This window comes from Nonomuraea sp. CX421 (assembly GCF_059358955.1).
The window spans coordinates 1-24,832 of the sequence record NZ_JCADBK010000003.1 but is presented as its reverse complement, the minus strand read 5'-3'; the positions used below and the strand labels follow the sequence as shown (position 1 = coordinate 24,832).

Here is a 24,832-nt window from a genome sequence, read left to right as displayed (position 1 = left end):
CCCTGGTCAGGGCTGGTACGGCTTGGATCGGTGGTACGACTAGGCCGTACCCGGAGCGGAAGCCGTACCACGCTGACCTGCATTGATGAGGCTAGTACGGCTGGTACGGCTCCCCCGCTCGAACGCGAGCACGGCGGCGTTCGGCGGTGGTTCGGAGGTTGGGCAGTAGCGCGCCCATGCATCGAGGAAATCGGCGCGTTGGTAGCCTCGGGCCTGTTGCCCGGTGGGCGGGAAGCGCATCATGGCGGAACGGATCTCGTACTCGCGCAGCATCGTGCCGAGTTTCATCGCGGTCAGGCCGGCGGGTCCATGGTCGTTCCATTCGCCCTCGGGGTCGGCTCTGAGGCGTTCCAGGAGTACGGCGGTCGGCAGTGCGGTGTCGGTGCCGAATGCGGTGCGGCAGGCGGCCAGTAGGCGCAGGCGCGCCGAGGTGTGGCCGTTGTCGTCGGCCTCGGCGGTCAGGGCGACGGCGGCGGCGCGGGCACGCTCGGGCCAGCTGGCGCCGGCGTAGTCGGCGACGGCCACCAGGGGTTCCCAGGTGTCGGCGGCGCGGTCTTCGACGGGCATCGCGGGTTCGGCCTCCTCCAGAGTGTCAAGGTCGGCGCGTAGCCATTGATTGAGATCGGCGGCCAGCTGGCGAAGTGGGGTGCGGTCGCGGCGGTGGCGGTAGGGTGCGGCGGTTTCGCCGGGTGCGCGGCGGCGCATGCGGACGACGACGGCACGGTCTTCGATGGTGTCGGGCATGGCGCCGATGCCGGCGAGTGCGGCCATGGCGAAGGTCGGAATGCTTTCCACGCGGTTGGTGGCGGCGTCGTAGCGTTTGGCCGGCCGGTTGCGTTGGTGTCCGGCGTTGAGTAGTCCGCGTAGGTCTTCGTTGCCGTCTGCTTTGGGGCCGAAGATGGTGTCGGCTTCGTCCACGAGCATGGTGGGCGGGTCTTCGGTGATGGAGCGGTAGACGGCGGCGCTGGAGGAGTTGACGGTGATGAACGGGTTGTGGCAGGTGGCCTCCACGATGTCGAGTAGCCGGGACTTGCCGCACCGCTTCTCGGGTCCTCGGATGACCAGGCGGGGTGCGTGCGCCCACGCGAGTTGGGCGTGGGTGGCGGCGATCCACAGCGTGACGGCGTCGGCTGTCTCGGGGCTGGGCAGGATGACGTAGCGGGTCATGGCGGTGCGGAGCCGGTCGAGTAGCTGTGCGCCGGTCGGGTGATGGGTCATGGTGCCTCCCACGGCTGTGATCAGACGGTGGCCAGGCTGCGGGGACGGCGTGCGCCGTGCCGCAACCCGGAGTTGACGGTGCGGGTGACTTCGCTGCGGGATAGTCCGAGGTCGCCCCCTCCCTGTTCAAGCAGCTCTTTCACCTCCGGTTCGGGGAGTGCGCCGCCGGCGATGAGTTCGCCGAGGGCGGCGGCGGCGCCGAACAGGGCGCGGTTGCGCTGGCCGGGCTGAGCGGCGGCCAGGTGGGCGAGTTCGCGGTCCAGGGCCGCGCGTAGGTAGGCGGAATGGCGGTCATCGGCGATGGGGACGTGTACGGGCCTCTTGGCCGGTATCGGGGCGGGTCTGAGGAGCTTGAACAGGGAGGGGGGTAGCGGGGCGGGCGCGGTGGCGTGCTGCACGGTGTACCGGCCGGCGCCGTCCGGGAGGGTGACGGTGCTGCCGGGGGCGACGACGTAGCCGCCCCAGGCGCGGGTGTCGATCAGCCATCCGAGGCTGCCGTTGGTGCTCGGGAGCCGGACGCCGGGCGGCGCGGTGTAGTACAGGTGCAGCCCGCCGCGCCGGGTCCGTACCTGCAAGGTCTCCCACTCGATTGGGACGCCGGCGCGCTGGCACAGGAGCGCGAACACGTCGGCGCCGTCGCCGATGCCGGGCAGATCCCACTCTTCGGGCGGGCGCTGCCCGGGCTTGGGCGGGTCCAGATCGATCACGACCAGTCCGGCGGGGCCGGTAGCGATGCCGACGTTATAGGGCGCGTGGCGCCACCAGGCGCGGATGCAGTCGGGGTCGCGGGTGGCGCGCTTCTCCCAGTCGGTGAAGCCGCGCGGGGGCGCCTTGTCGCCCACAGCGATGGGGAAGACCGGCCAGCCTCGGGCGGCGGCTCCCAGCGCGGTGGCGGTGGTGGTGTTGGGTCTCTGCGTGGTCATGCGGCGTTCTCCCACGGGTCGGTGAGCAGGTCGAACAGGTCTTGTTGCTGGCTTGCGGTGGTGAGTCGGGTGATGATGCGTTGCCGCCAGGAGGTGGCGTAGGTCAGGCAGTTGGCGCAGTTCTTGTGTGTGTGCTCGGGCAGGGGTGGTTCCCGGCGGGCGGCGTAGCTCCAGGCCAGGGAGTCGGCGGAGGCCAGGTGTCGGCCGTAGCGGTGCAGGCCGCCGGTCTTGACGCCGAACCCATGCAGGCGTAGCCCGCCGCGTGCCAGGGTGGCCACGATGTGGCCGATCTCGGCGGTGGATTGGCGGCGGCAGACCGAGCCGAGGCCGACGCGGGGCAGGTCTGCCAGGTGGACGCCTGCGGACTCATACAGTGCGACGCAGCGTAGGTAGTCGGCCAGGTGCCAGCCTTGCAGGACCGGGATGAACGGCAGGCCGGGGGCGATCTGGCGTAAGTGCAGGTAGTTGGCGACCGTGCGGTGTTGGTGCTCGGTGACGCTCAGGCCGGTGCGCTCCAGCATGACGGGTTCGCACATCCAGTCCTGCGGGGCGGCGAAGTCGAGTCCGCCGATGGCGGTGGTGTAGGTGGCGACGGCTTCGGCGTAAGCGGCGGGCGGAGTGGTCCACCTGCCGTGCAGGCTCAGTTCGGTGAAGCCGCCGGAGTCGAGTGCCCAGCGGCAGCGCGCGGCCAGCTGGCGGCGGCGCGGTCGGCGGGCTAGCTGCCGGTGGCTGACGAACAGCGGGAACGTGACCTTCTCCAGCCAGTGAGGTTGATGCGTGCCGAGGTAGAACACCGGGTGCGGCGCGCTGTGCGTGACCTCAACGCCGATGGGAGGCCCTTGGTTGGTGGCCTGCGGAGGCGTCGGATGGGGGGATGGCGCGGCGGTGTGGGTCATGCCGCCTGCCTCTCGGTTTCAGTCAGGGCGGCGGTCATCGCCTGTTCCAGGCAGACCTTGTGGACCGGAAGCCGGTCGTCGTCAAGCAGGAAGCTCAGGCGATGGCAGAAGCGGCAGGGGCGGCGACGCCCCCCGCCCCAGTGCTCCCGTGCCTTGTGCCAGTCCAGGGACACGCGCCCCTGGTAGATCCGGTGGCCGGTGGTGGCGGTGGCTGTCATGCTGACGGGCGCCTTCCTCTTGGTATCCGGGAGTAGGGCGGGTGCGGCCTCGGCGGTTGTGCTTGGCGGCTGGTCGCCGAGGCCGCGCGGTGGGTCGGCTTAGAACGGCGGTTCGTCGCCCTGCCACTGGCCGCCGGCGCCGGTGTTGGCAGGGGCGGGGGCTGCGCTTGCCCACGGGTCGGCGGGCGCGCCGCCGGCGTGGCCGTTGCCGCCGGTGCGGGATGCCTTCTGCGGTTTGGCGGTAGCGAAGCGCAGCGACGGGCCGATCTCGTCTACGGTCATCTCGGTGACGGTGCGCTTGTCGCCGTCGCTGGTCTCGTAGGTGCGCATGCGCAGCCGTCCGGAGGCGATGACGCGGGTTCCTCGGGTGAGGGATTCGGCGACGTGGTCGCCGAGGTCGCGCCACGCGCTACAGCGCATAAACAGGACTTCGCCGTCCTGCCACTGTTCGACCTGCTTGTTGTAGGTGCGGGCGCTGGAGGCGATGGTGAAGCTTGCGACGGCGGTGCCGGTCTGGGTGTAGTGCATCTCGGGGTCGCCGGTCAGGTTGCCGATGATGGTGATGGTGGTCTCGCCGGACATGGCGGGCTTCCTTCCAGGACTGGGATCAGGGATCGGACCAACGGGGATCGGGATGTGGGCACGCGCGTGTGCCGGCTCGGCGAGACGCCGGGGGCGTCGGCGCGTACCGTCGTGCGTATGGCTGAGGAGAGCTACAGCGCCGAGGACCTGACGGAGTGGGAGCGGTCGGTGAACGTGCTGCGCGGTGGCCCGCGCGACGGCGCGAGCGATGCCCGCACGGCGAGCGAGGCGACCGCGAATCTGTGTTCGGCATGGGGTGGCTGGATGGACATGCCGTCAGAGCTCGTCAACATCGTGCAGCGTGCGGTGGAGACCGGGTATGTGCAGGCGCTGGCCGATGTTCGTGACGGCCGGGTGGCCGGGCTGGGCGTGCTGGAGGAGGACTGACCGCAGGCGGCGCAGGGCGTCAGCGGGTGCCGTCGCGGTGCAGCCGGCGTAGGTGGACGTAGAGCTGCCAGCCGAGGCGGGGCCGCATGCCGGTGCCTTCGCAGGCGCGGCAGGTGCGGTTCTTGCCGCCCGGGGCGCAGCGTCGGCAGACGCCCCACGGGGATGCGTAGCACCAACAGGCGTAACCGAGCGTGACTATCGGGAGGCAGACGACTAGAAGGACGATGACAGTAGCCAAGGGGGCCTCCAGGGCCGTTTCCGGGGTTTTCGCAGGTCAGCGTCTAGACGCTAGATCGCTGGTCGGTGGCCGTTTTCGGGTCTAGGGGAACCTCTAGACCTAGAGGGGTCAGCCTCTAGATCTAGAGGTGATCGGTGGGCTATGAAGCCGCCCCGGAACCCCGTCGCTTGTCACCCTCGGTGACGGCGTTGAGGATGTCGTCACGGGCGATGCCGATACGGTTGGCGCCCTTGCCGCCACCCTCGGGAGTGCCCCACACCTGCATCGTCTTGACGCCGTAGGGCTTGAGTGCGGCGGTGAGCTGCGCCGTCTTCGCGCCGCCCTCCAGCGCATCCCACGCGCCGTAGACGTCCGGGCGGAGCTCGGCCAGACGGGCGATGACGACCTCGTTCCACACCTTGGCCTCGGCGGCGCCGACCACGGCCACGATGTCGGCCAGCAGGTCATAGCTCGGCGCGCTCTGTTCGGGCATCTCGCCGAGGGCGTGACCGGACAAGGCGCCGGCGGCCTTGCGCAGCGCGTACGCGCGATCGGCGATGAGCTGGGTTTGCGGGGTGTCCAGGTAGGCCGACTTGACCACCTTGGGCATCGGGGTCGCGCCGACCAGGTAGCCGGTGCCGGCGTCGGCCTCGGACACGAACACCGTGGCGCGGATGCCGTTCTTGTAGTACGACGTGCCGAGGATCATGTCGTTCTCGGTCTGGCCGGCCACCTTCAGGCAGAACCGGATCGACACGTTCGCCGAGATGCCGGTGGGCAGGCTGTCCTTGTCCGGGCGCTGGGTGGCCAGGAGCAGCACCACGCCGAGGGCGCGCCCCAACTTGATGATGAACTCGGCATCCTCACCCGCCTTCGCCCCGTACTCGGCGTGCGCGAACAGGTTCTGACACTCGTCGAAGATGGCGACCAGCGGATGCAATCCCAGCGAGCGCTTATCGGCGATCTGCCGGGTGACGCGCTTGTCCGGACACAGATCCGGCGGCAGCGACTTGAGCGCGGCGGCGCGGCGCATGACCTCCTTGCGCAGCAGCGCCAGGGAGTCGGCGGCGTAGGCGATGGCCTCATCTTCGATGCCGGACACGTAGCGGTGACAGACCTTCTCGTACGGGTCAAGGTCGCCGGTGCCCTTCAGCTCGTGGAACCAGCCCTCGGCGGTCGGGTCCAGCACCACGCCGGCGGCCAGCTCGCGAACCGAGGCGGTCTTGCCCTGGCCGGGAAGCGAGCCGATCAGGATGTTGTGCTGGATGAAGGGCACGGTGACCAGCCGGCCGCGCGGGTCGTTGCCGAACGGGACGCCCTTGAACAGGTCGTGCGAGGTGGCCTTGAGCAGGGGCGACTTGACGATGGTCTTGGACAGGTCCTTGTCACCCACCCACAGGATCAGCCGCCCCTCATGGATGGAGGAGTCGCCCTCGGGCCAGATGCACCCGAGCGGGCGGCGCAGCGCGCCGGACATCTCCTTGCGCTTGTCCAGGATGTTGCCCACGGTCACGCCGTACGGCAGATCCAGGTCGGCGCGCCAACCGGGACCGTCGCGGGTGATCGGGGCGACGAACCGGATGGCTTCCTTGGGGTTCTTGGCCATCGCCTGCGTGATGCCGGCGATGCCCAGCGAGGTCAGCGACCTGATCACGATGTCGCTGGTCAGCTTCTCCACGGTGGAGGCCAGCACGGCGCGTTCGATCAACGGCCGGTCTGCGGGCTTGCCGAGGATGCCGAGGGCGGCCAGCGCCACCGCCAGGGCGCCCCACTGCACGGCGGTCGCCGCGCCGGCCACGATGATGGCCGCGATCAGCAGCGTGACCAGCACGACCAGCATGACCGGGACGCGCAGCCGGACGCGGGAGTCACGCTGCCGCGACAGCTTCATGTACGCCTCGGGGTCGGCCTTGCGTACGGCGGCCACCCGTACCGGCTCGCCTTCCAGGTCGAACGTCCAGCGCACCATGCCGCCGACCAGCCGGACCAGGCCGCGCGGGGAACGCAGCGCCAACCGGACGGCGTACAGCGGAGTGCGGGTGAGCTGGTAGCCGGCCACGTGCGCGTAGTGCTTGCCCACCCAGGCCAGGGTTTGCATCGCCTCGGTGCGCGAGCGCAGCCACAGCGGCACCACCGGGCGACTGGTGCGCACCTTGGCCTCCAGCTCGGCGCGCCAGTCGCGATCCTCCCCGCCCGGCTGGTCAACCCGTATGACCTGCCCTTCCAGGGTCGGGCGGTCGCCGGCCGGGGCCGGGCTGGTCGGCTCCGGGTCGTCGGGGCGGTAGGGGTGGCGGCCGGCGCGGGCGGTGTCCAGGTGGACGATGTCGGCGCCCTTGCCGTCGCCGGTCTGGGCGTGCTCGCCGGGGTCGGGGTCCGGTGCTACCTGGTCGGCGATCCACCGGTTGACATCATCAACGTCGTGTCCATCCTGGTCCGTCCAGGTCGGACGGGGCGGCTCGGGCTGGTCGGCCGGGTTGAGCGGGTCATGCGTCATGATGGGATCACCTCGTGTGCGATGCAGTGGGCGGGGTGGCAGGGTGCGGCCGGGTCTTGGCGGATGTGGTCGCACCCTGCGTGTTCGTGTGGTGATGGCGGGCCGGCGCGGGCGTCACGCGGCTTCCTCGGTGAGGGCGTCACGGACGGCGCGGGCGTCGTCCATGCCGCAGTGCAGCGCCTGCCGGAGCTTGTTGGCGCTGGGGTTGGCGGGCAGGGCGCCGGCCGTGATGAGGATCTGTGCGCGTTCGATCAGGGGGGCCACCTCGGCGGCGGTTCGCCTTGCCCGATCACCGGTGTTTGCGCTGTACGTAAGGCCGGTAAGCCCTCCCTCGGTCGTCCCTCGGGTGGGGTCGAGTTGAGCGAAAGCGGCCAGAATGATCGGCAGGGCGGTGACGATGGCCACGGCCACGATCGGCCCCAGCACGTGCAACACCAACCGCGACAGCGAGAACTCATCGGCGGTCCACGGCAGGTAGGGCCAGGCGTTCATGCCGAGGGTCAGCCCGAGGAACAGGTACTCGATGCGGATCAGCTTGCGATCGTTTAGCGGTTGGCCTTGGGTGCCGAGGTAGGCGCGGGCGCCCACGACGACCAGCAGCGCGATGGACATGAACGGTTCGACCAGCCACGCGAAAATCCAGGCGGGCGACCAGGCCGGCGCGCCCTCGGCAGCGAAGTGCTGAACGCCGGCGGTTGACCAGGCCAGCGCCAACGTCAGCGCCACCATGGACGCGCCGACCAGCAGCCGGCGCATTCGCGCGGCCTGCCATGCCCGCATGGCCGGGTCCTGTCCCAGCAGGTGCAGGCGGGCTGCCTCGTGAGCCTTCTTGCGGCGCTTGCGCAGCCGGGGCGTGTCCAGCAGCAGCGGCGTGTCGTCGGTCTGGAGTGCGGCCAGTTGGCGGGCCTCGGCGACCTCGGCGCGCAACTGCCGTACCCGCCGGGTCTCCCCCGCATCGTCCAGCGCGGTCGCCTCGGCCGGCTCGGCCGGCGGCGGTGAGGGCAGCGCGGGCAGCGCCTGTTCGGTCAGGTGGCGTTCGATCTCGGCCAGCGCGCGGGAGACGTCTTCCGGGCTCGGCTCGGGCGTCGGGGTGGCGAGGCTCATGGGTCAGTTCTCCTTTCCTGCGGGGTTGATCGCGGTGATCAGACGGTTCAGGTCGTCGGCGACCTGCTCAAGCACGTACTGCGTGTCACGGTGTTCGTCGTCCAGCTCGGTGTTGATGTGCGCGTGCAGGCGCCGCAACTCGGCGCGGATCTCCGCCGGGGTCATGCGGCGGCCTCCTCGGCGCAGTCGAGGCAGGTGCCGAGGTGGCGCGGCAGCACGTAGCCGGCATCACGCAGGCAGATCGGGCAGGTGCGGCGGGCGGCGTTGGCCTTGCCGAGGGCGATGCGCTGGCGTGCGGTGGCGGTGCGCTTGGGCAGAGCGAAACGCACGTCGTAGAGGTAGGCGGCGCGCACACCGGGCGCGCCGTGCCGGCGCGAGCGCCACAGCACTTGGGCCTGTACGCCCTGCCCGCCGGGCCGCAGCCCCTCGGCGGTGAGCTGCCGCAGGGTGAGCAAGTGCGGCGGGGACATCTTCCACGGGTAGGTGGGGATGCCGTACCGGCTACCGGTCGGGTCCCAGAACGCGGCGCGGATGCGAGACATGGCGGCGGGTCCTTCCTGTCATCGGTGGCGGGGCCGGCGCGGGCGGGCGGGGCCGGCGGGCGGGCGCGGGGTGCGCACGTCGCCGGTCAGGGAGCGGGCGTCCACGGTCAGCCCGTGCGCGCCGCCGGCGGCGGCCAGTTCGGCGGGCGCGCTCACGCGGATATCGCCCGAGGTGGAGGTTGCGCTGATGTGGCCGGGCTCGGTCGCGCTCACCGCGATGTCACCCGAGACGGTGGACAGCCGGGCCGCGCCGCCGAAGTCGCCGATGGTGACGTTCCCCGAGGTGGAGTGCGCGGTGACGGTCTCGGTTCTGCCGAGGCTGATGTTGCCGGAGACGGTGCGCACCTCGGCGTGGTCGGCGTACTCGACGTAGACGTTGCCCGAGGTGGAGGCGGCGGTGAGTCGGCGGCAGGCGTCCGCGTGCAGGTCGCCTGACATGGAGGTGAACTGCGTCCATTCCAGTTCGCCGTTGGTGGTGACCGTGCCGGTCGTGGTGCGCACCTTCAGGGCCGACCCGTAGGGCAGGCGGAGCACGGCGGGAACGCCCGGGTTGACGGTCGCTCCCGAGATGACGTGACCGCCGCTGATGATCTGGCCACCGCTGATGCTGCCGCCGGTGATGGTGATGCTGCCGCCGGACACGATGATTCCGGAGTTGACGCCTCCAGAGACGACGACCCTGCCGCCCTGGGCGTTGCTGATGATGGTGGTGGCGCCGTCCGGCGTCGGCACCCGCACCGTCAGCGCCCGGACCTCGGTGGTCAAGGTGGCGTCGGCGATGGCCTTGCCGGTGGGGCTCTCGGCGGGGGCCGCCGTGCTCAGCTCGACCTCGGCGCGCTCGATAGTGCACACCCGCACGTCGATCTGACCGTGCGGCATGTCCAAGTCGAGCACCACCGGGCCGGCGGCCGGGGCGGTCAGAGTGCGCCGGGTGGTCACGGTCATCACGCCACCTCCAGCACCGGGAGGGCGAACGTGGTGGGCATGGGACGCGCGCTGTAGGCGCGGCCGGCCCAGACCCCCGAGGTCGGGCGGACCTTCAGCGCGTACAGCTCGCACAGCACGCGGGCCGGGCAGGTGGCGCACACGTCGCGCGCCACGCTCTCGCGGGCGGCGCGCTCGGCGCTGGTTTCGATCGTGGCGCGCGGGCCGGTGTGCAGATCGGGGTCGTAGGTGCATTCGGGCAACGGCGTGTCGCCGGCCACCTGCCACAGCGCTTCCACCTCGGGAAGTGACATGCGCGACGGGTGGATCGGAGAGTCGGAACGAACCATGATGGTGCTACTCCTTCGGGAGTCGAGCGGGGGCGGCTCGTGTCTTGGCGGATAGGGCCGCCCCCAAGGTGGCGAGATGGTCACTCGGCTACGGCGCGGATGAACTCGGCGAAGTGCTGGACGCCGTCCGTCGCCGTCTGAAAGGCCCACTTGAACGCCACGGCGGCGCCCTGCGGGTCGGTGAAGATGTAGAAGACGATGCAGATCAGGAATAGCGTCGGCAGGAACCGGCCGACGCTCTTGACGGGCTGCATGGGGCAACTCCCCTCGTTGGATGGCCGGCGTCGCGCCGGAGTGCCCCGACAGGGAGTCGAACCCTGCCTGCGACCATCGGGACGGTAGAGCCGAGGTCAGCCGAGCAAGTCGCGCAGCATGGCCTGATGGGCGCGGAACACCTGGCCGCCATAGACCGTGCCGAGGTCGGAAACCAGGGCGTCGTAGCTGTCGGCGGCGACCCAGACGGCGCGCTTGGCGTCGTCGGCACCCAGCACGGGCGGCAGCTCGGTGTGGGGCATGCTGCCGAGGTCGAACCGCACGGGCACGGTGACCATCCACGCCTCATCGCTGGCGCGCGGGTCGGGCACGTACCGCGCCGGCAGAACCTGGCGAGACGCGCTCGACAGGTTCAGGCAGGTCTCCTCTGCCAGCTCGCGAACCGCCGCCGCTTCCGGGTCCTCTCCGGGCTCGACGTAGCCACCGGGGACGGCCCAGCCGTGACCGTCTGAGCGTTCGACCATGACCAGCCGGCGGCCGGACTCGGTGTCGGCGGTGACGATGGCATCGGAGGCCAACTGCTCACCCCAGTGGCCCAGCTCGTTGCGTCCGTAGCGGATGCCCGTCGTCTCGCACGGGTTGATCGGGCGTCCGTCGATCACCTCGAACGGGATCGCGGCGGCGGCCTGGCGGCTTGCCCAGTCGATCTGTGCGGGGTCGGTGTGCGGGTCGGCCCAGCCTTCCTGCACGCCTTTGTCGAACACGTCGGGGTGGGTGAAGGTCACGAGCATGGTCACGGTGGGTTCCTTCGGTTGGGTGGTGATGAACTCGGCGCATGCCGAAGCGCCCCGGCGGGAGTCGAACCCTGCCTGCGACCATCGGGGCTGATTGGTAGGAGCCGGGGGGTTAGCAGTGGCAGGGCCACGGGCCGGGGCCGTAGACGATGACTGTGCGCTCGTGCAGGTCGTCGCGTATGCGCCGGGTGAGAGCGATCCAGCGGGGGCAATCGCCCACATATCTCTCGCTGCCGTCCGGGTTGTAGAACTCGACGGCCTTGCGGCGCTTCATCATCGGCGGCCACGCCGCCCGGTAGCCGGCGTGTTCCGCGACAGCTCCCGGTCGTACGCCTCACGGGCACGCGGGTCCTCGGTGCCCCAGTCCGGCGCCTGGTAGCGGCTCCCAGCGTCTCGGGTAAGTCGGCCCTGTGCCTTGTCGTAAGCCTTGTCACGTGGAGTCTGTGACATGCTGGAGGTCTCCTTTGTGGAGCCGGGCGGCGCGTTCTTCTCTTGGTCGGGTAGGGCGCGCCATCACCGGCAAACAGTGCGAACGGACGTGCTTCCTTTCGTGATCGGGTGTGCGCCTGAGGCGCGTCGGTCGTGCCCGCCCGGGACTCGCACACCGGGTGTCTGCTAGCCGGGCCTGCCTCGATGCGCCGTTGTCAGGCGCTGGCGTTCACCTCGACGTAGACGCGGACACTCGATTGCTCAGGGGCCGCAGAGCACAGCCCTTTGATCGCGGTCACGGAGAACGTCTCGCGCAGGCTCAGCACTGCGTCTGCGACCTCGGCCGGCGCGCCAACCAGACGGATAGATAGCATCAGCACTCCCTTTGATGGGTGACGGGTAAGCGTGTAACCCGGCATGGCCGGAGCGCCCCGGCGGGGAGTCGAACCCTGCCTGCGACCATCGGGGCGGACGATCTACTTGCCGTTGCGGATGGTGTTGACCTCGCTCAGAAACGCCTTGGCCTGGTCCGGCTCCATGAAGGACGCGAAGTCCTCCAGGTCCGTCTGGCTCAGGTGATCGGCGTTGGCGAGGGTGTGAGCGAACAAGCTCATGTCGTCTCCTAGAACAGAGATCGGTCGCAGGGCCTTATCCCTGCGTGAGCCGCCTTTTCGCGGGAGGCGGTGGCCCTTCGTCGTCGCTATTCAGTTCTCAAACGATCAAATGCTCCAGCCCGTCGGCGCGCGGCCAATGGCCGCCTTCCCAGGTCTTCCGGCTGTTCGTCTCGTGCAGGGGGGCTGCACGAGACAAACGTAAACCACCCCTGCACGCAGCGTCAACCCCCCCTGTCCGGTAAGGGGGTCTGTACGGGAAGGACCCCTGTACGTAGGCTGTGAGCATGATGGATGAGGAGGACAAGCGACTGCTGTCGTTGCTCAACGCCTTCTCCGCAGCAGTAGAGCGGGCGGAGCGTGTGGTCTCGGCAGACCAGGATCTTGACCGGGCGTTCCGGCGCGCAGACGACCTGAGCGAGCACGTACGCAAGGTGTACGAACGCCTCACGGCCCTACGGTCACATGTTGCTGCGCAGATCTATGAGACAGAGAAGCTAAGCCTCAGCGTTCTTGCTGAACGATGGGGTGTCAGCAAGACACGAGCGGGGCAGATTATCCGGGCCGCTAAATCTCAGAATCAAACGCCAGGAGGCGAGAATGTCCGAAACAGCTAATGTTCGCGTAGAAATCTGGCCTGTAGTGGCCGACGAGATCGGACTCTGGCTTATTAGTGGGCTGGATGCATGGCGCAGCGGAAATGTCGCATACGACCTCGGACCGCGCGACGAAGTGCAGTATGTCCTGGATACCCACGAAATCGGGGCAGACCTGCAAGTTATTCACTCCACAAGCTGGCGCGCGGAAGACGGGCACGTCATCCTGACGTATGTCGCGGCTATCCACAGTTCGGGGCTCGCGAAGCAGAGGTGGCCCGAGGCTGTACCCATCTCACCAGACCTAGCTGTCGCAGTAGGGCAACCCATCCCCACGCCTCCTACAGGCGAACCAACTCCACGACATGTGGATGTGCTTCTTCACGGCCTCCGCCACTTCCGATTCCTCACCCTCACCGACGGGCCAGCGAGAGAGGCGCTCGGGACCCGATGGAGGAAATTTCTCCAAGCATTCGCTCCCGCGCTATCAGGAATGTACGAGTATCCAGATAAGCCCATCACGATCAAGCAAGAGATTCTAGATTCCTGACATCTAAGACAAGATGCCCTTCGCAATCAAGCGAAGGGCATCTTTAGTATCGCATTTGGAAGCAGAGCCCACTACAGGCCCTAGCCGAATTCGACGAGCTAGCTGAAGTAGGGTGTCTCACCAAAAAATTGATCCATCTGAGATAGAAACTCCTCAGATGCCAGGTAGATCAGGTCAGCGCCATATCTAGCTAGAACGCGCAGGTCCGTAGGAGTATCCCCTCCATCTACCATGCCGCGCTTGAAGTCACATTTAATAATGCGGCTGGAGTGAGGTGTCTTTATTCTCATCGACCCGACGCGAGCATAATCCCCCAGCGCGGCATTCATCTTATCAATATTGTCTAGCCCTTGGGCGCCAGGACGTGGTTGGACGTGAACATCGACTCGCGCTGTGGGTGCGATTAGCTCGATATCCTCGATTGAGTACCCAGCCACTCGATTCTGGATTTCATCCCACGTAGGTGAACGGCCTTCCGGCCGCCACTTCGCTATCTTCCGCCGGTCGGTAACGAACGACAGGTTGAATTCAGAAAACTCAAGGGTAAGAATTGAGTCCCTTATGGCCCAGCGAAAACCTTCCGCTTCTCCGAAAAGGACCGGTGTCGGCCGGCGGTAGGCCATCTGCGTCACAGGAATACGATCCAAATTACAGTTTATTAGCAGGTCTAGATTTTCGCTGTTCTCGGCGCTCCCTAGGGCCTCCAATATTTGGAGACTGATCATCTCTCCGACTTGTCGCCAGAATCCTCGATTGTTGATCGGGCTTGCCAGTAGAAGGCGAGGAAGTAGCCGCTTGAGTTCTCTCTCAGAGAGTCGTACAGAAAGAGACTTGGTGCCAGGGAAGTCTTCCAGCTGGCCACCATGGCTCATCCATAGAACTTGGGCCACCCGCTGAATCCTGAACGAGTACTCGTTTGGGAATAGAGATTGGAGCTTTTCCAACCCGCGCCTTACGGCTGGCGCGGCCTGAGCTGCGATCTCCTCGTCCATTTGGGCTGCGCTCTGGGCTACTGCCTGGGCCTCCTCATAGGCAAGCAGGCCGTGCGCGCCCCTCATGAGAGATTCATTAACTATCTGAGATATAACGGTTGGGGACTCCTGGGGAATGAAATGCTCTAGCGCGCTTGCTTCTGAAACAAAGCAGTCGTCGTAGGTCTCGATCTGTTCAGCAGTTTCTTCTGGAAGTGCGGCACTGGAGGTTCTTAGCCCTAGAAAGAGAGGCCCGCCTTCATGTAGAACTTCCAGATCTTCGGCAATGTTCGGATTTCCGATGCTGTGACGCAGATATACATCCCGTTGCACGTCTCTTCCATCCCTAGCCCAGGTAAGGACAAAGTCGGGAATGAAGGTGTGTGTGAAGTATTCAGTAGCCTTGACTTCGACGTCGCTATCGATTGCCTCAATCTCTCGGGCGACTGTGTGCTTCACATCCCGTATCACCGCGTCGGGTGAGCGCTGAGACAGGGCATCGCTAAGTTTTTCCTGCACTCGCATAGTGCTCACAACGGCATCACCTGTGAGGACGTAACCAGCTTTCGGATATGACCAAGAAATTGGCGATTCATCACCAGTTCTTCATGGCGAGAGGAGAGTGTGATGAGCCACAACCTTTGCGCAACCGTTTTTACGACATTGATGTCAGGTTCTTGGCCGGCCAAACGGTCTGGATACTGCTCAAGCGCCTCAAGAATAGCGGTTTCAGTGCAGTGCTGCCACCACTTTTCAATCCGAAAAGGATGCCATGTAACGAACATGAATTCCCATTGCTTGTCCGGTCGCGAATGGTCCAGCATCTGCTTGGTCATCGAATAGGAATTGGCTAGATACTCTTGGTACTCGGAGTACTGCTGACTATGGTTCTTGTCGTATGACTTGACTTCGACAAAGAACGGTCGCTTTGTCTCATCTGTGAAATGGCCGCTGAGGTCAAAAGACTCTTCTTTGCCGTTCAGAAGCTGAAGAGTGGTGAGCTGGGGTGTTTCATAGACAACCCATGGCACAACTGCCCGAGTGGTGCTTTCTAGCCATCTCTGGACGAAATACACCGCATTTTCGCCTTTTTTGTGATGTGTCTCCCCAGCCGTCACATTCAAACCGTAACTTTTTGTCGTTGGCTTGTCTACTTACAGCAATCATTCTGATATCGATTCGTTAATTGCGCCTAGTTGTGCCCGGGAGTCTTGTGTAGGAGACCTTCTGGCTGGGGGGGCGAGGTAGCACGGTTGCGCCGGCGCTGTCCTCCTCGGGAGTCCTTGCGGTAGGAGCGGTAGAGGCGAGCCGGGGCCGACCTATGGCGCGATCCCACTGCTCGCGAGGTGCACCGATGCGTCTTTGTGCGTCGTATGCGCGTCGGCATGACGGTTAGGCCAGCTGTGCGAGGGAGATCTTTGCAGGTCAGGCCCTACTGGATGGCTCGGTAGACAGTGCTCTGTAAAACCGTCGGCTCAGCCTACGCAAGTTCGAACCTTGCACCTGCCACACGCAGTAAGTGCAGCTCAGAGGCCCTTCGGGGCCTCTTCTGCTTTTCAGGGGTACGCAGCCGTGGGCAGCCCTGAGCGGCCGTTTGTCGCTGGTCCCGGAATATACCCGGAATGGATCATGGCGTGTTTCCCCTGGTCGGCACCCATGATCCGGAACGGTCACGGTCGGTACGCGGCCAAGCCGAAGGGCCGGTCTGTTCTGTCGGAGGGGTGAGAGTCCGAGGTTGGTTGCCAACCGAAGGACGGTCTGCTTGCACCAGGGCGCTGTCGGGCGGCAGGATCCAATGTTGTTCTTACAGCCCGAACCCAAGGGATCACTGCGTCCGCTGTATCTGCTGAGAACTTGGTGCATGGGCTCGCTCATGTCTCGGTAACGTGCGATGGACATCGTTCGGACCACGAGGTGCCTATGGCTGTGCGCTATAACCCCCCGCCCAACTGGCCTGCCCCGCCCGCTGGATGGACACCTCCTCCCGGATGGCGTCCCGACCCGACGTGGCCACCGCCTCCGCCAGGATGGCAGCTATGGGTAGAGGAAGCGCCTCAGCCCGCTGCGGCAGCAGAGGCCGTGGTGCTGGAGAACTACCTCGCGAACCTGCGCCAGCTCATCGAGGCGGAGGAACAGCGGCTGGCTGAGCTACGTGCCCAGGTCGTGGAAGTCAACGAACTGGCGATCATGCAAGAGGCGGGTGTCTACATATACCAGCACCCTCTGGAGAACGCAGCCGCGTACAAGAGCGAACTGGAACGTATCAAGACAGACATCAAGGAGATGACCAAGAGCGGCAGGTCGGTAGCTGGCGGTGACAACTGGCATGTCAACGGTTCACGTACCGAGGGTGCTCGCCAGGTTCGGGACTTCTCCAAGATTATGCTGCGGGCCTACAACATCGAGGCGGACAACTGCGTTCGTACGTTGCGCCCTCACCGGCTCAGGACAGCTCTGGACCGCCTCCAGAAGGCCGGCGAGAGCATCGTCAAGCTTGGCGCCTCGATGGGGATCTACATCACCGACGACTACCACCGCCTGCGCGTCCGTGAGATCCGCCTTACGGCTGATCATCTGGCGAAACTGGAGGAGGAGAAGGAAGCAGCACGAGCCGAGCGGGAAAGACAGCGCGAGAACGAACGAGCTCAGCGTGAACTTGAGCGAGAGAAGGAACGACTCTTCAAAGAGCAGGCCCATCACGAAGCCGCGCTGGCCAAGCTGCTGGCTAGGGGTGACGAGCAGGGAGCGGCCACATTGCGAGCCAAGCTGGAGGAGATCGGAACCGCGCTTGAAGATGTCGAAGCTCGCGAGGCCAACATCCGAGCTGGGTACGTGTATGTGATCTCCAATATCGGAGCGTTCGGAGAAGGTGTCGTCAAGATCGGCCTGACCAGACGACTCGACCCAAATGAGCGAGTCCGCGAACTTGGCGACGCCTCAGTGCCCTTTAGATTCGACACTCATGCGCTGATCTTCAGCCAGGACGCTGTTGGGCTGGAACAACGCTTGCATCAGGAACTGACTGATCGGCGCGTCAACAAGGTCAACCATCGGCGGGAGTTCTTCTACGCCACTCCTGCCGAAGTGGGGAGCATGCTAGAACGCCTCGACTCTGAGCATCTGCTCGAGTACATCGAACAGCCTGAAGCCTTGGAGTGGCGCCAGTCCCTGACGATCGGGCGAGTCTGATCCCTGTCTACCTACGTGGTCGGCGAACGACCGGCTGGTGGTAGGGGACACCAGCCTCGTCTACGCCGACCACCATTTCCTCGTACTTCTTTGTGACGAGAGGCAGCCACCACCACACCAATAAGCCCCAGAGGCCGCAGGTAAAAATGGTGAGCTGTGCATGTAGCCCATGACTGATCATTTGACCGTGCGCCAAGAGGGTCTCGTACTTGCGAAGGCCGCGCCGCGTTGCGAGCTGTCGCCACCCGTACTGTCCGACCAGTAGGTTCACCTCTTGTATGAGGGCAGCCTGCCGCTCGGCGGGGCTAGGGCGCCTGGGGCGCGGAGCCTTTCGTGGCGGCCTGGGTTGACGGGTAGGTTGCGGTTGTGGACCGCGGAGAGTCTCGTATCGCGAAAAGTCGTCGTCTTCTGACACGGGCATCCTTGAGTCCCTGGAGGTGCGCAACACCTCCATGCGATCGTTCCACCACGATATAGACCGGGATATCGATGGGGGAGGCCAACGTGAATCTTGGTGTCGGCATGCCTTGCGGAGTGAAGCCGTAAGCCGTCGGCCGAAAGGCAGAGGTCAAGCGCTTGCCGAGGGGATGCCCGCGTCGCTCTGCCTACCCTCGGCTGTAGAGGTTTAAGGGATCGTTCGAGGCGTGTCGCAGGTGGAACGATCCGGCGAAGGATGCTCTTTCTCAGAAGCGCTCAGACCTTGATCGTCTCTCCGGAACGGCCACGGCAAATACGCGGCCAAGCCGAAGGGCCCCGGAGATGATCCGGAGCCCTGTGGTTCTGCCAGGCACGGGTCACGCGATCAGCGCGTCTTGGATCCGCTGGTTCACCATGTCCTGTTGGCCGTCGATGCACTTGGCGTAGACGCGGAGCAGGACGTCCACGCCGTGACCGGCCCGCGCGGCCACCTCGGGGGCTGGGACGCCGCCGTTGAGCCAGAGTGAGACCGCCGCGTGCCTCAGGTCGTACGGTCGCTGAGCCAGGGGAGAGGCGACCTGGGCCGGAGTGAGCGCGAGTGTCCGGGCTTTTTGCCAGACCTCCGTGTAGGCCGTTGAGGCGACCACGCCGCCGCGCTCACTGCGGAAGAGCCGACCGTCTTCACCCACGCCGAACTCTGCGATGTGTTGCCGAAGGATCTTGACGAGTTCGGGCGGGATCGGGACCACTCGGACGTCGTTAGCTCCGCGATGCTTGAGCCCGCGTTGCTCATGGGCGTCTCCAGTGTCGGTCCACTGCCTGTTGACCTCGGGACGGGACACGTCGAGGGTGAGCCGCCCCCAGCCCTTCGCAGGGAGGTGGCAGTCGTCCAGGCACAGGCTCACCGTCTCAGCAGGCCGGAGGGCAGCGAAGTACATGCAGGCGAACAGGGCCATGAGGCGTTGTCCGCGCCCCGGCCGGCCCTTCCCGCGCTTGCCGACGTAGGTCACTGCGGTCAGCAGTTCGCGAGCCTGGCGAGGGTTCACGACCACGCGAGGGTCTACGGTCTCGGTCGTCTTGGGAGGCGACCACTTCATCCGATGGAGCGGGTTGGACGGTAGTTCCTCCAGTTCCACCGCGTACTCCAGCACATGGTGAAGGACGGCCCGCTTCCGCTTGACCGTGTTGGCACCCGCCTTCGTGCCGTCGAGACACAGGGCCAGGGCGTCGAGCGCGGGACGTAGCACCTTGGGCTCGTTCAGATCTTGCACGCTGAGCGAGGCGGACTCCATCCAGCGGAGGGCCTTTGTCATGTTTAGGGGTGCCGGTGGCCGCCGGTCCTCCGGGAACAAGGCGTACTTCCGAAGGGCGCGACGGAGGGTCTGTGCATCAGGTCGGCCTGGAGTCTCCTTGGTCAGAGCCGGGAGCACCGTGGCCAGGGCGTCGGACACGCTGTCCCGGCTCTTGGAAGCCGCGTGAGGCCACTTCATCTCGATGTAGGCCCTGACGAAGTCGAAGACCGTGCGTGCCTCCTTCGCCCTGATCATGGAGACGGGAAGGCCGGTCTCGATGTCGAACGGCTCTCCGTTCTTGGCGGCCTGCCTGAGGTCAGAGAGCCAGTTCTTCGCCTGTGCGGACTTCTCGTAGGTCTTGGACTTCTCGCGGCCGGCCACGGTCCAACGCACCGTGTACGAGACCGTCTTACCGGACTTCGCCGCCGATTTGTTCGGGCGGATCTCCCAGAACTTCACGTGGTAAGAGGTGGTCATGCCGCGCTCCGGAGGGATTCGAGCCAGCGTTCGAGGTCGCTGCGGTAGATGCGGAGTTCACCGTTCGGGAGACGAATGCCTTCCGGTGCCTTGCCGATCTCGCGCCAGCGGTAGAACGTGCGGCGGGAGACGCCGCCGAGTTCGTCGAGGACCTGGGCGACTGTGAGGAGTTCGTCCTTCTGCCTCATGCCGCCCTCCCGATGTGGCCGATTGCCGGGGGATCTTGGCCCTCTGCTTGGGCTTGGAGTTGGTCCATGTGGGCGCGCCATCGTTGGCGTTCGGCGACGGATCGGAGGAGGCGCAGGGACAGGGGGGCGACGTTGGCGTCTCCGGCCGGGACGGGCTTCCAGAGGTAGCGGTGTGGGTCGGGTGTCTCGTCGCGCTGGCCGAGGGCTTCCAGGACCCAGGTACGGCGGTCTTGGCGGTGTTCGGCGAGGGTCTTGTTGGACCACTTGCGCGAGACCAGGACGCGACGGCCCGCGTAGCCGAGGTGGTCGGGCTTGTGGGCCTTGCTGCGGCAGCGGCCTGGAGCCATGCCGGGCTTGGCGCCCTTGGGTTGGACGCCGTAGCGGAGCCAGTTCGGGCACGCCGGGGAGCATGGCTCGTAGCGCAGGGCCTCGACCATCCGGGCGGCATGGTCGTGCTGGGCGGGGTTGTCGGTGTCGAGGGTGTCGCCGAGGCTCTTGGTCAGGTACTTGGACAGGTAGCGGATGCACTGGTCAGCGTCGGGGGTTCCGGCGAGCACGCCTTTGACGTCCACCTGGTCGCCGAAGCGGATCACGTGCAGGGGCTTGGCGTGCTCGTCGGTGTCGAGCTGGTCGAGGGCCTGTTCCCAGGTGGGCAGGACCTCACCGGTTGCCGGGTCGAGGTAGCCGGCCCCGTCCTGCCACACGGGCAGGTGATCGCCGTCGAAGCGGACTTCATCGACCTGTGGCCACCACACCTGGTGGTAGGTGGCCGCCGCGATCTGCTTGACCTCCGCACGCGGAAGAGTCCCGCGGATCGCCATGTGCAGGTGCGGCGCGAGCCGCTTCTGAGGCTCGACCGTGGCGAAGTATTGCACGTCGTAGCCCGCGACCCGGCGCAGGTTCTGCACGAACCGATCGACGAGCTTGGAGAAGTGCAGCGCGTCCCGAGCGGCCCGCGGGCTCGGGCGGACCTTCGCCTCCTCCGATGGGAAGGTCTACCGGCCGTCGCTGTTCGTCACGCTCACCCTGCCCTCGTACGGCAAGGTGCGTGACGGCGTCCAGCTCGACCCGGACACCTACGACTACGGTCGTCGGGGTCATCCTGCGCTTGGGCAGGTTCGCCGCGTCCTGACGTCGCCTGGTCGAACGCGTCCGCTTGGGGACGGTCCGGCCGAGGACATTGCCGCGCATGCCCGCCTCGTTGATCTCGGCATCGACGCTCTCGATCGCGGCATCCCAGTCGGCGGTGTCCTCGCCGAGCGCGGCGACCTCATCGCGCCGGGCTTGCAGGTCGGCACGGAACTCGACCAGCCACCGCTGATCGTCGTTGGCCTCGTCGGGCGTGATGGCGGGTTCATGGTCGAGGTGCCAGCCTTCCCGGCACTGCGCCTTGCGGAGCTGGCGGTTGCGCTTGGCACAGGACGAGCACTTGGCGTCCAAGGTCGCCCCGCACGGCACGTCCACGACTTCCCAACGGCCGGTGTGGGTGTCCAGCCGCTTGAGCGGGACGGGCCGGATGCACACGCCGTACTGCTTGGCGACCTCAACGGCCACCTCACGGGCCAGCGGCATGGCCTGCCGCACAGCGCGGGGCAGGTCAGCCATGGTCCCTCCCCTCGTCCTCCGTCAGGTCGGCGCAGAGCCGAAACAGGCCGTTGTACGGGTGCTTGAGCGTCCGGGGATAGCGCAGCGCGAAGACACGCAGCCGAGGAAGACCGCGATGGGTGAGCAGGACCATGAAAGGGCGGCCCGCGACGAGTTCGAGTTCTTCGGCCGTACCGTGGAAGCAGACCTTCATCAGGCAGCGTCCTTTCCGGCGGCGAAGGTAGCGGCCATGTCGCGGATGTCGGTGTCGCAGACATAGGCGGCGCGGACCCGGATCGGATCGGGCGAGGCCTCCAGCCGCACGAAGCCGACACCGGCCCCGAGCTCGGGCACGGGTGAGATGTGATCAGCGAGTGCCCCGCGTTGGCGTGCGCCGTCGCCGAGGACCATGTCCACCTGTTCGGACTCGTCCAGCCGCAGGGCGATCTTGTCGGGGAACAGGTTGCGGATGTTCATGACCTCCTTGCGCGGGTCCTGGAGTGCGGCCATGACGCCGATGCCGACCGCGCGCCCCTGAGTGGTGAGCGTCGCGAGCGCTGCGGAGATGCGTTGCTTGAGTTGGCGGTCGGCCTGGTAGGCGGTCAGGAACGCCACCTCGTCGACCACCACCAGGACGAACGGGTCCTCCACAGTGGGGGTGTGGGAGCGCTGGAGACCGGCGAAGCGGGCCGCGCGCTTCTGCATGACCGTGGCGGCCTGCTCCAGCAGGTCGGCGCAGTCCTCCGGCGTGGCCGCGTACCGATCACCGAACAGGGCGCGGCCGAAGGACAGCTCCATCAGCTTGGGATCGAGCGCCCAGATCTCCACCAGGCCCGCCCGCACGGCCGGGAGCAGCCCGCGGATCGTGGACCAGATGACCGAGCCCTTGCCGGCACCGGTGGCGCCCGCGACCAGGACGTGAGTGCCGTGCACCTTGAGCAGCCACGGCCGCCCGTCCTCCTGTTTACCGACCTCGACCGGCCCCACGGTCGGCGTCTCGGGCAGCGGAAGCGCCGCCAAGGGCACGGCCAGTGGATCGGTTCTTGGGAAGGTGAGCATCAGGTGGCCGCCCTTCGTTAGCGTCACCCGGCATGACGCCGCACCGAAGCCCTGGGCCAGGTGGTCGAGGCGATCGGCCCAGTCCTTGACCGACTGTCCCTTGAGCATGCGAACGCTGACGAGGTCGGCCCAGGCCGTGCAGGTGACCTTGCCGAGGCGCGGTAGGTAGTCGCGGCCCCACAGGTGCCGTCCGAGACCGGAGACGATCATGACGGGTTGCCAGTGTCGCCGGTAGATCCAGGTCAGCCGCCACCAGGCGAGCAGCCGCAGGCTGACCAGGCGAGTGAAGCTCTGCCGGTCGGTGATGGCCCAGGCGAGGAGTCCGGTCGGGACGGGCGTGAGGAGCAAGAGCGCGGTCCGCCAGCCGCAGGCCAGCGTGAGCGCGCCCGGAGTGATCGTGATGAGTGTGGCGACGGGGTGCCGCCAGACGAGCCGGACGCAACCGGTAAGGACGCGCCAGGTGAAGATGATCAGGGTCAGGATGGCGGGAGTCTGTACGACGGCCGGGCGGAAGACGACGGCCGTGTCGGGCGTGGTGGTGACGAGGTTGCGCGCCTCGTCCCCAGGCAGCCGCTTGAACATATCCTTGGAACCTCTCGTGAGTGAGATCAGGGAGAAATCAGGGGCCGCCGGAAGTTGCCTCTTCTGGCGGCCCCGCCTTACGTGTCAGGCCGCCGTCTGGCCGGTGGCCGGCTGCTGGGCGTGCAGGCGCTCGCAGTCGGCGAGGTACTGAGCGGCGGCCTTGAAGATCGTGCGAGCGGTGGCGAGATCTCCGGCGGTAACCGGGCCGAGGCCGGTGGTGGAGAAGGAGACCTGAGCCTCCGACGTGCTGAACGTCAGGTAGGGGCGACGCTGGTCGATCACGCTGGCGCGGATCCAGATGTCGCTGGTGTGGAAGGAGACGTCCAGGCGCGGCGCCTTGGCCTGAGCCATGGTCAGCGTGACGTAGGTGTACGGGTCGTGGTTCACGCCGCCGTCTCCTTGGCGGCCGGAGTCTGCTTGGTGCGCGGCGGGCGCATCCCCGTGGCACGGATGGAGTAGGCCAGCCGCCCGCTCTGGGAGACGTACGGCGTGACGGTCATTCCGACGAACTCGACGGGAGTGATCGGCACACCGGCCACGCCCGGCGGCGGGACGGGCTCGGTCGAGGACAGGAGCTTGACCGCGACCGTCTTCTGTGACGCCTTGACGGTCGGGTCGCCGTCCATCACCGGGACCTGCCAGACCGGCTCACCGGTCGTCTTGTCCTTGGCGTAGACGGTCCTGCCGTTGGTCGAGGCGTCGAAGTCCTTGACCTGCTCGATCTGTCCCACGAGGTAGCAGCCGTGCGGGAAGACCTGGTCGAAGCCGATCGGGATGGGGCCCTGGATTGCCATGGTGTTCCTCTCGTCTGCGGCGACAAGCCCTTTGTTCGCTCGTCCACTTGTCCGCATGAGTTGAGAGTAAGGCCTCGCCACTCGTCCGCACAAGTGGTTGAGCCGGAGTGGCGCGGTAAGAATTACCGGACCTGGTAGATGTCCTCAAGCTCATGCAGGCTGCCAGGCAGCACAAGGCTCATGGCCAGCAGCGCAGCCCCCGCAGGGTCATGCACGATCGCCGTCACACCGAGCACCGGATTGGACGAACCCAGCAACTCGGCCTCGTCCTTGGTCGGCTTGCGAGCAGACAGCCGCTCGGTGATGCGATCGAAGCGGACATGCTTGACCCCCTGGAGATGCCGCCGGATACCTCCACGCAGCGGCTCGGGCTTGTCCAGGTCGGTGCCCACCGCGATCTCCAGCGGGATCCACACGGTCTCCACCGCCGAAACGAGGCCGGCCTGACGGGCCACCCGCTTACGGACGATCACCGGCGTACGCTCGGCGACCCCGAGCAGTTTCGCTACATGCCGAGGCGCCGGAACGCGCGTCACCTCAACGAGACTGTCGGAGGTCTCCCCTTGCTCCGCAGCCGACAGGCCAGGTCGTACGGTCTCGGCCTCGCTCTCCGGTCGGCCCTTCACGAACGACCCGCGCCCGTGCTCTCGCTCGATCCACCCTTGCATGGCCAACGTCTGTAGCGCCCGTACCACCGTGGTGCGCCCCACAGCCAGCTCACGGACCAACTGTGTCTCGGACGGCAGCATGTCGCCAGGCGCGTACTCGCCCGACTCGATCCGCTCCTGAATCGCCCTCATGACCTGGGCATACTTCGGAGGGGCGAAGTCCATGCTCATGGTTGGCCGTCCGTTCACTCTTGTGCTTGTCCGCATAAGCACAGTACCGGCTGAGCCAAGTCTTGTCAGGCCAGGATTAGGAACGCATACGGCTGGCCAGCACACGTACGCATTCCTCGCAGGCGCTCGCGAGAGTAGGCACGAACGGCACATGCCAATCGTCGATCATGATGAGCCGGATCGCCTCGCCGCACAGCGCCTTTGACGTTCCACGCACTACCGCGTGCTGCACGATCAAGGAATTACGCCGAACTGTTTCCAGGCTGCACCCCACGCGGAGCCCGTTCATTCGTCGGCCTCGTCTACGAAAGCATTGTTCACGTCCAGGGAGATGGTGTGCGGGTGATCTAGCCCATGCTGTGGTGCGGGTGAGATCCATGTGACAAGAGACG

General features: G+C 66.4%; 30 protein-coding genes and 1 pseudogene. 3 read left to right on the top strand and 28 right to left on the bottom strand.

The genetic code is table 11. The features are described 5' to 3' along the window. Nucleotides 1-39: 39 nt before the first annotated feature. The 5 genes from AC5L3X_RS05955 to AC5L3X_RS05935 form a co-directional block, all read right to left on the bottom strand. Nucleotides 40-1,167: a DUF3631 domain-containing protein gene (locus AC5L3X_RS05955; protein WP_494855617.1), complete on the bottom strand. Its 1,128-nt coding sequence runs from the start codon at nt 1,165-1,167 to the stop codon at nt 40-42. A 71-nt stretch (nt 1,168-1,238) separates the two neighbouring features. Then, nucleotides 1,239-2,141 carry a bifunctional DNA primase/polymerase gene (locus tag AC5L3X_RS05950; protein WP_494855616.1) on the bottom strand — a complete coding sequence of 301 codons (903 nt, stop codon included), beginning with the start codon at nt 2,139-2,141 and terminating at the stop codon, nt 1,239-1,241. After that, on the bottom strand, nt 2,138-3,037 hold the full coding sequence (locus AC5L3X_RS05945; protein WP_494855614.1) for a deazapurine DNA modification protein DpdA family protein: 900 nt from the start codon (nt 3,035-3,037) through the stop codon (nt 2,138-2,140). Before AC5L3X_RS05945 ends, AC5L3X_RS05950 begins: the two co-directional genes overlap by 4 nt. Beyond that, entirely contained in the window at nt 3,034-3,255 is a 222-nt protein-coding gene (locus tag AC5L3X_RS05940) for a hypothetical protein (RefSeq protein ID WP_494855612.1), read from the bottom strand. The genes AC5L3X_RS05945 and AC5L3X_RS05940 overlap by 4 nt, the downstream gene beginning before the upstream one ends. Before the next feature lie 99 nt (nt 3,256-3,354). Beyond that, nucleotides 3,355-3,837, bottom strand: a complete 483-nt coding sequence (locus AC5L3X_RS05935; RefSeq protein ID WP_494855611.1) for a single-stranded DNA-binding protein — start codon at nt 3,835-3,837, stop codon at nt 3,355-3,357. A gap of 117 nt (nt 3,838-3,954) precedes the next feature. On the opposite strand from AC5L3X_RS05935, the gene AC5L3X_RS05930 reads away from it, so the two are divergent. Continuing rightward, complete coding sequence (locus AC5L3X_RS05930; RefSeq protein WP_494855609.1) at nt 3,955-4,224, top strand: hypothetical protein; 270 nt, start codon at nt 3,955-3,957, stop codon at nt 4,222-4,224. Nucleotides 4,225-4,243: 19 nt separating this feature from the next. Here the strand turns inward: AC5L3X_RS05930 and AC5L3X_RS05925 are convergent, their stop codons facing one another. The 12 genes from AC5L3X_RS05925 to AC5L3X_RS05870 form a co-directional block, all read right to left on the bottom strand. Then, nucleotides 4,244-4,462, bottom strand: coding sequence for a hypothetical protein (locus tag AC5L3X_RS05925; protein WP_494855608.1), 219 nt, complete (start codon nt 4,460-4,462; stop codon nt 4,244-4,246). 139 nt (nt 4,463-4,601) lie between these two features. After that, nucleotides 4,602-6,935, bottom strand: a complete 2,334-nt coding sequence (locus tag AC5L3X_RS05920) for a cell division protein FtsK (RefSeq protein WP_494855607.1) — start codon at nt 6,933-6,935, stop codon at nt 4,602-4,604. A 114-nt stretch (nt 6,936-7,049) separates the two neighbouring features. Next, nucleotides 7,050-8,039, bottom strand: coding sequence for a hypothetical protein (locus AC5L3X_RS05915; protein WP_494855606.1), 990 nt, complete (start codon nt 8,037-8,039; stop codon nt 7,050-7,052). A gap of 3 nt (nt 8,040-8,042) precedes the next feature. After that, entirely contained in the window at nt 8,043-8,204 is a 162-nt protein-coding gene (locus AC5L3X_RS05910; protein ID WP_494855604.1) for a hypothetical protein, read from the bottom strand. Next, nucleotides 8,201-8,581 (bottom strand): RRQRL motif-containing zinc-binding protein, encoded by a 381-nt coding sequence (locus AC5L3X_RS05905; protein WP_494855602.1) that lies wholly within the window; start codon nt 8,579-8,581, stop codon nt 8,201-8,203. The genes AC5L3X_RS05910 and AC5L3X_RS05905 overlap by 4 nt, the downstream gene beginning before the upstream one ends. 18 nt (nt 8,582-8,599) lie before the next feature. After that, nucleotides 8,600-9,526 carry a DUF4097 family beta strand repeat-containing protein gene (locus AC5L3X_RS05900; RefSeq protein ID WP_494855601.1) on the bottom strand — a complete coding sequence of 309 codons (927 nt, stop codon included), beginning with the start codon at nt 9,524-9,526 and terminating at the stop codon, nt 8,600-8,602. Then, complete coding sequence (locus AC5L3X_RS05895) at nt 9,526-9,855, bottom strand: WhiB family transcriptional regulator (RefSeq protein WP_494855600.1); 330 nt, start codon at nt 9,853-9,855, stop codon at nt 9,526-9,528. Before AC5L3X_RS05895 ends, AC5L3X_RS05900 begins: the two co-directional genes overlap by 1 nt. A gap of 80 nt (nt 9,856-9,935) precedes the next feature. Next, a complete protein-coding gene (locus tag AC5L3X_RS05890; RefSeq protein WP_494855598.1) occupies nt 9,936-10,109 on the bottom strand; it encodes a hypothetical protein in 174 nt (57 codons plus the stop codon). Between the two features lie 96 nt (nt 10,110-10,205). Further along, nucleotides 10,206-10,859 (bottom strand): NUDIX domain-containing protein, encoded by a 654-nt coding sequence (locus AC5L3X_RS05885; protein WP_494856227.1) that lies wholly within the window; start codon nt 10,857-10,859, stop codon nt 10,206-10,208. Nucleotides 10,860-10,974: 115 nt separating this feature from the next. Beyond that, on the bottom strand, nt 10,975-11,139 hold the full coding sequence (locus AC5L3X_RS05880; protein WP_494855597.1) for a hypothetical protein: 165 nt from the start codon (nt 11,137-11,139) through the stop codon (nt 10,975-10,977). 367 nt (nt 11,140-11,506) lie between these two features. Next, nucleotides 11,507-11,665, bottom strand: a complete 159-nt coding sequence (locus AC5L3X_RS05875; RefSeq protein WP_494855596.1) for a hypothetical protein — start codon at nt 11,663-11,665, stop codon at nt 11,507-11,509. 102 nt (nt 11,666-11,767) lie between these two features. Then, nucleotides 11,768-11,905: a hypothetical protein gene (locus AC5L3X_RS05870; RefSeq protein WP_494855595.1), complete on the bottom strand. Its 138-nt coding sequence runs from the start codon at nt 11,903-11,905 to the stop codon at nt 11,768-11,770. Between the two features lie 284 nt (nt 11,906-12,189). On the opposite strand from AC5L3X_RS05870, the gene AC5L3X_RS05865 reads away from it, so the two are divergent. Then, complete coding sequence (locus tag AC5L3X_RS05865) at nt 12,190-12,519, top strand: hypothetical protein (protein WP_494855593.1); 330 nt, start codon at nt 12,190-12,192, stop codon at nt 12,517-12,519. 627 nt (nt 12,520-13,146) lie between these two features. Here AC5L3X_RS05865 and AC5L3X_RS05860 read toward each other — a convergent pair. Both AC5L3X_RS05860 and AC5L3X_RS05855 read right to left on the bottom strand, forming a co-directional pair. Beyond that, nucleotides 13,147-14,553: a hypothetical protein gene (locus tag AC5L3X_RS05860; RefSeq protein ID WP_494855592.1), complete on the bottom strand. Its 1,407-nt coding sequence runs from the start codon at nt 14,551-14,553 to the stop codon at nt 13,147-13,149. Further along, nucleotides 14,550-15,137 (bottom strand): hypothetical protein, encoded by a 588-nt coding sequence (locus AC5L3X_RS05855; RefSeq protein ID WP_494855591.1) that lies wholly within the window; start codon nt 15,135-15,137, stop codon nt 14,550-14,552. Before AC5L3X_RS05855 ends, AC5L3X_RS05860 begins: the two co-directional genes overlap by 4 nt. A 961-nt stretch (nt 15,138-16,098) precedes the next feature. Here AC5L3X_RS05855 and AC5L3X_RS05850 point away from each other — a divergent pair. After that, nucleotides 16,099-17,208: an SNIPE associated domain-containing protein gene (locus AC5L3X_RS05850; protein ID WP_494855589.1), complete on the top strand. Its 1,110-nt coding sequence runs from the start codon at nt 16,099-16,101 to the stop codon at nt 17,206-17,208. A 794-nt stretch (nt 17,209-18,002) separates the two neighbouring features. On the opposite strand, the gene AC5L3X_RS05845 is transcribed toward AC5L3X_RS05850, so the two are convergent. From AC5L3X_RS05845 to AC5L3X_RS05805, 9 genes and pseudogenes are all read right to left on the bottom strand, one after another. Continuing rightward, the gene (locus AC5L3X_RS05845) at nt 18,003-19,394 is read right to left on the bottom strand and encodes a tyrosine-type recombinase/integrase (protein WP_494855587.1); all 1,392 of its coding nucleotides are present in this window, start codon (nt 19,392-19,394) and stop codon (nt 18,003-18,005) included. Next, nucleotides 19,391-19,582 (bottom strand): helix-turn-helix transcriptional regulator, encoded by a 192-nt coding sequence (locus AC5L3X_RS05840; RefSeq protein ID WP_494855586.1) that lies wholly within the window; start codon nt 19,580-19,582, stop codon nt 19,391-19,393. Before AC5L3X_RS05840 ends, AC5L3X_RS05845 begins: the two co-directional genes overlap by 4 nt. Continuing rightward, nucleotides 19,579-20,490, bottom strand: a complete 912-nt coding sequence (locus AC5L3X_RS05835) for a replication initiator (protein WP_494855585.1) — start codon at nt 20,488-20,490, stop codon at nt 19,579-19,581. The genes AC5L3X_RS05840 and AC5L3X_RS05835 overlap by 4 nt, the downstream gene beginning before the upstream one ends. A gap of 259 nt (nt 20,491-20,749) precedes the next feature. Beyond that, a pseudogene (locus AC5L3X_RS05830) lies at nt 20,750-21,154 on the bottom strand (replication initiator); the annotation flags it as partial. Between the two features lie 25 nt (nt 21,155-21,179). Further along, nucleotides 21,180-21,380 (bottom strand): hypothetical protein, encoded by a 201-nt coding sequence (locus AC5L3X_RS05825; protein ID WP_358471593.1) that lies wholly within the window; start codon nt 21,378-21,380, stop codon nt 21,180-21,182. Beyond that, nucleotides 21,380-22,807 carry an FtsK/SpoIIIE domain-containing protein gene (locus AC5L3X_RS05820; RefSeq protein WP_494855584.1) on the bottom strand — a complete coding sequence of 476 codons (1,428 nt, stop codon included), beginning with the start codon at nt 22,805-22,807 and terminating at the stop codon, nt 21,380-21,382. Before AC5L3X_RS05820 ends, AC5L3X_RS05825 begins: the two co-directional genes overlap by 1 nt. 84 nt (nt 22,808-22,891) lie before the next feature. Then, a complete protein-coding gene (locus tag AC5L3X_RS05815; protein WP_494855583.1) occupies nt 22,892-23,194 on the bottom strand; it encodes a hypothetical protein in 303 nt (100 codons plus the stop codon). Then, on the bottom strand, nt 23,191-23,601 hold the full coding sequence (locus AC5L3X_RS05810; protein WP_494855582.1) for a plasmid replication, integration and excision activator: 411 nt from the start codon (nt 23,599-23,601) through the stop codon (nt 23,191-23,193). The genes AC5L3X_RS05815 and AC5L3X_RS05810 overlap by 4 nt, the downstream gene beginning before the upstream one ends. A gap of 122 nt (nt 23,602-23,723) precedes the next feature. Continuing rightward, entirely contained in the window at nt 23,724-24,440 is a 717-nt protein-coding gene (locus tag AC5L3X_RS05805; protein WP_494855581.1) for a GntR family transcriptional regulator, read from the bottom strand. Between the last annotated feature and the right edge of the window lie 392 nt (nt 24,441-24,832).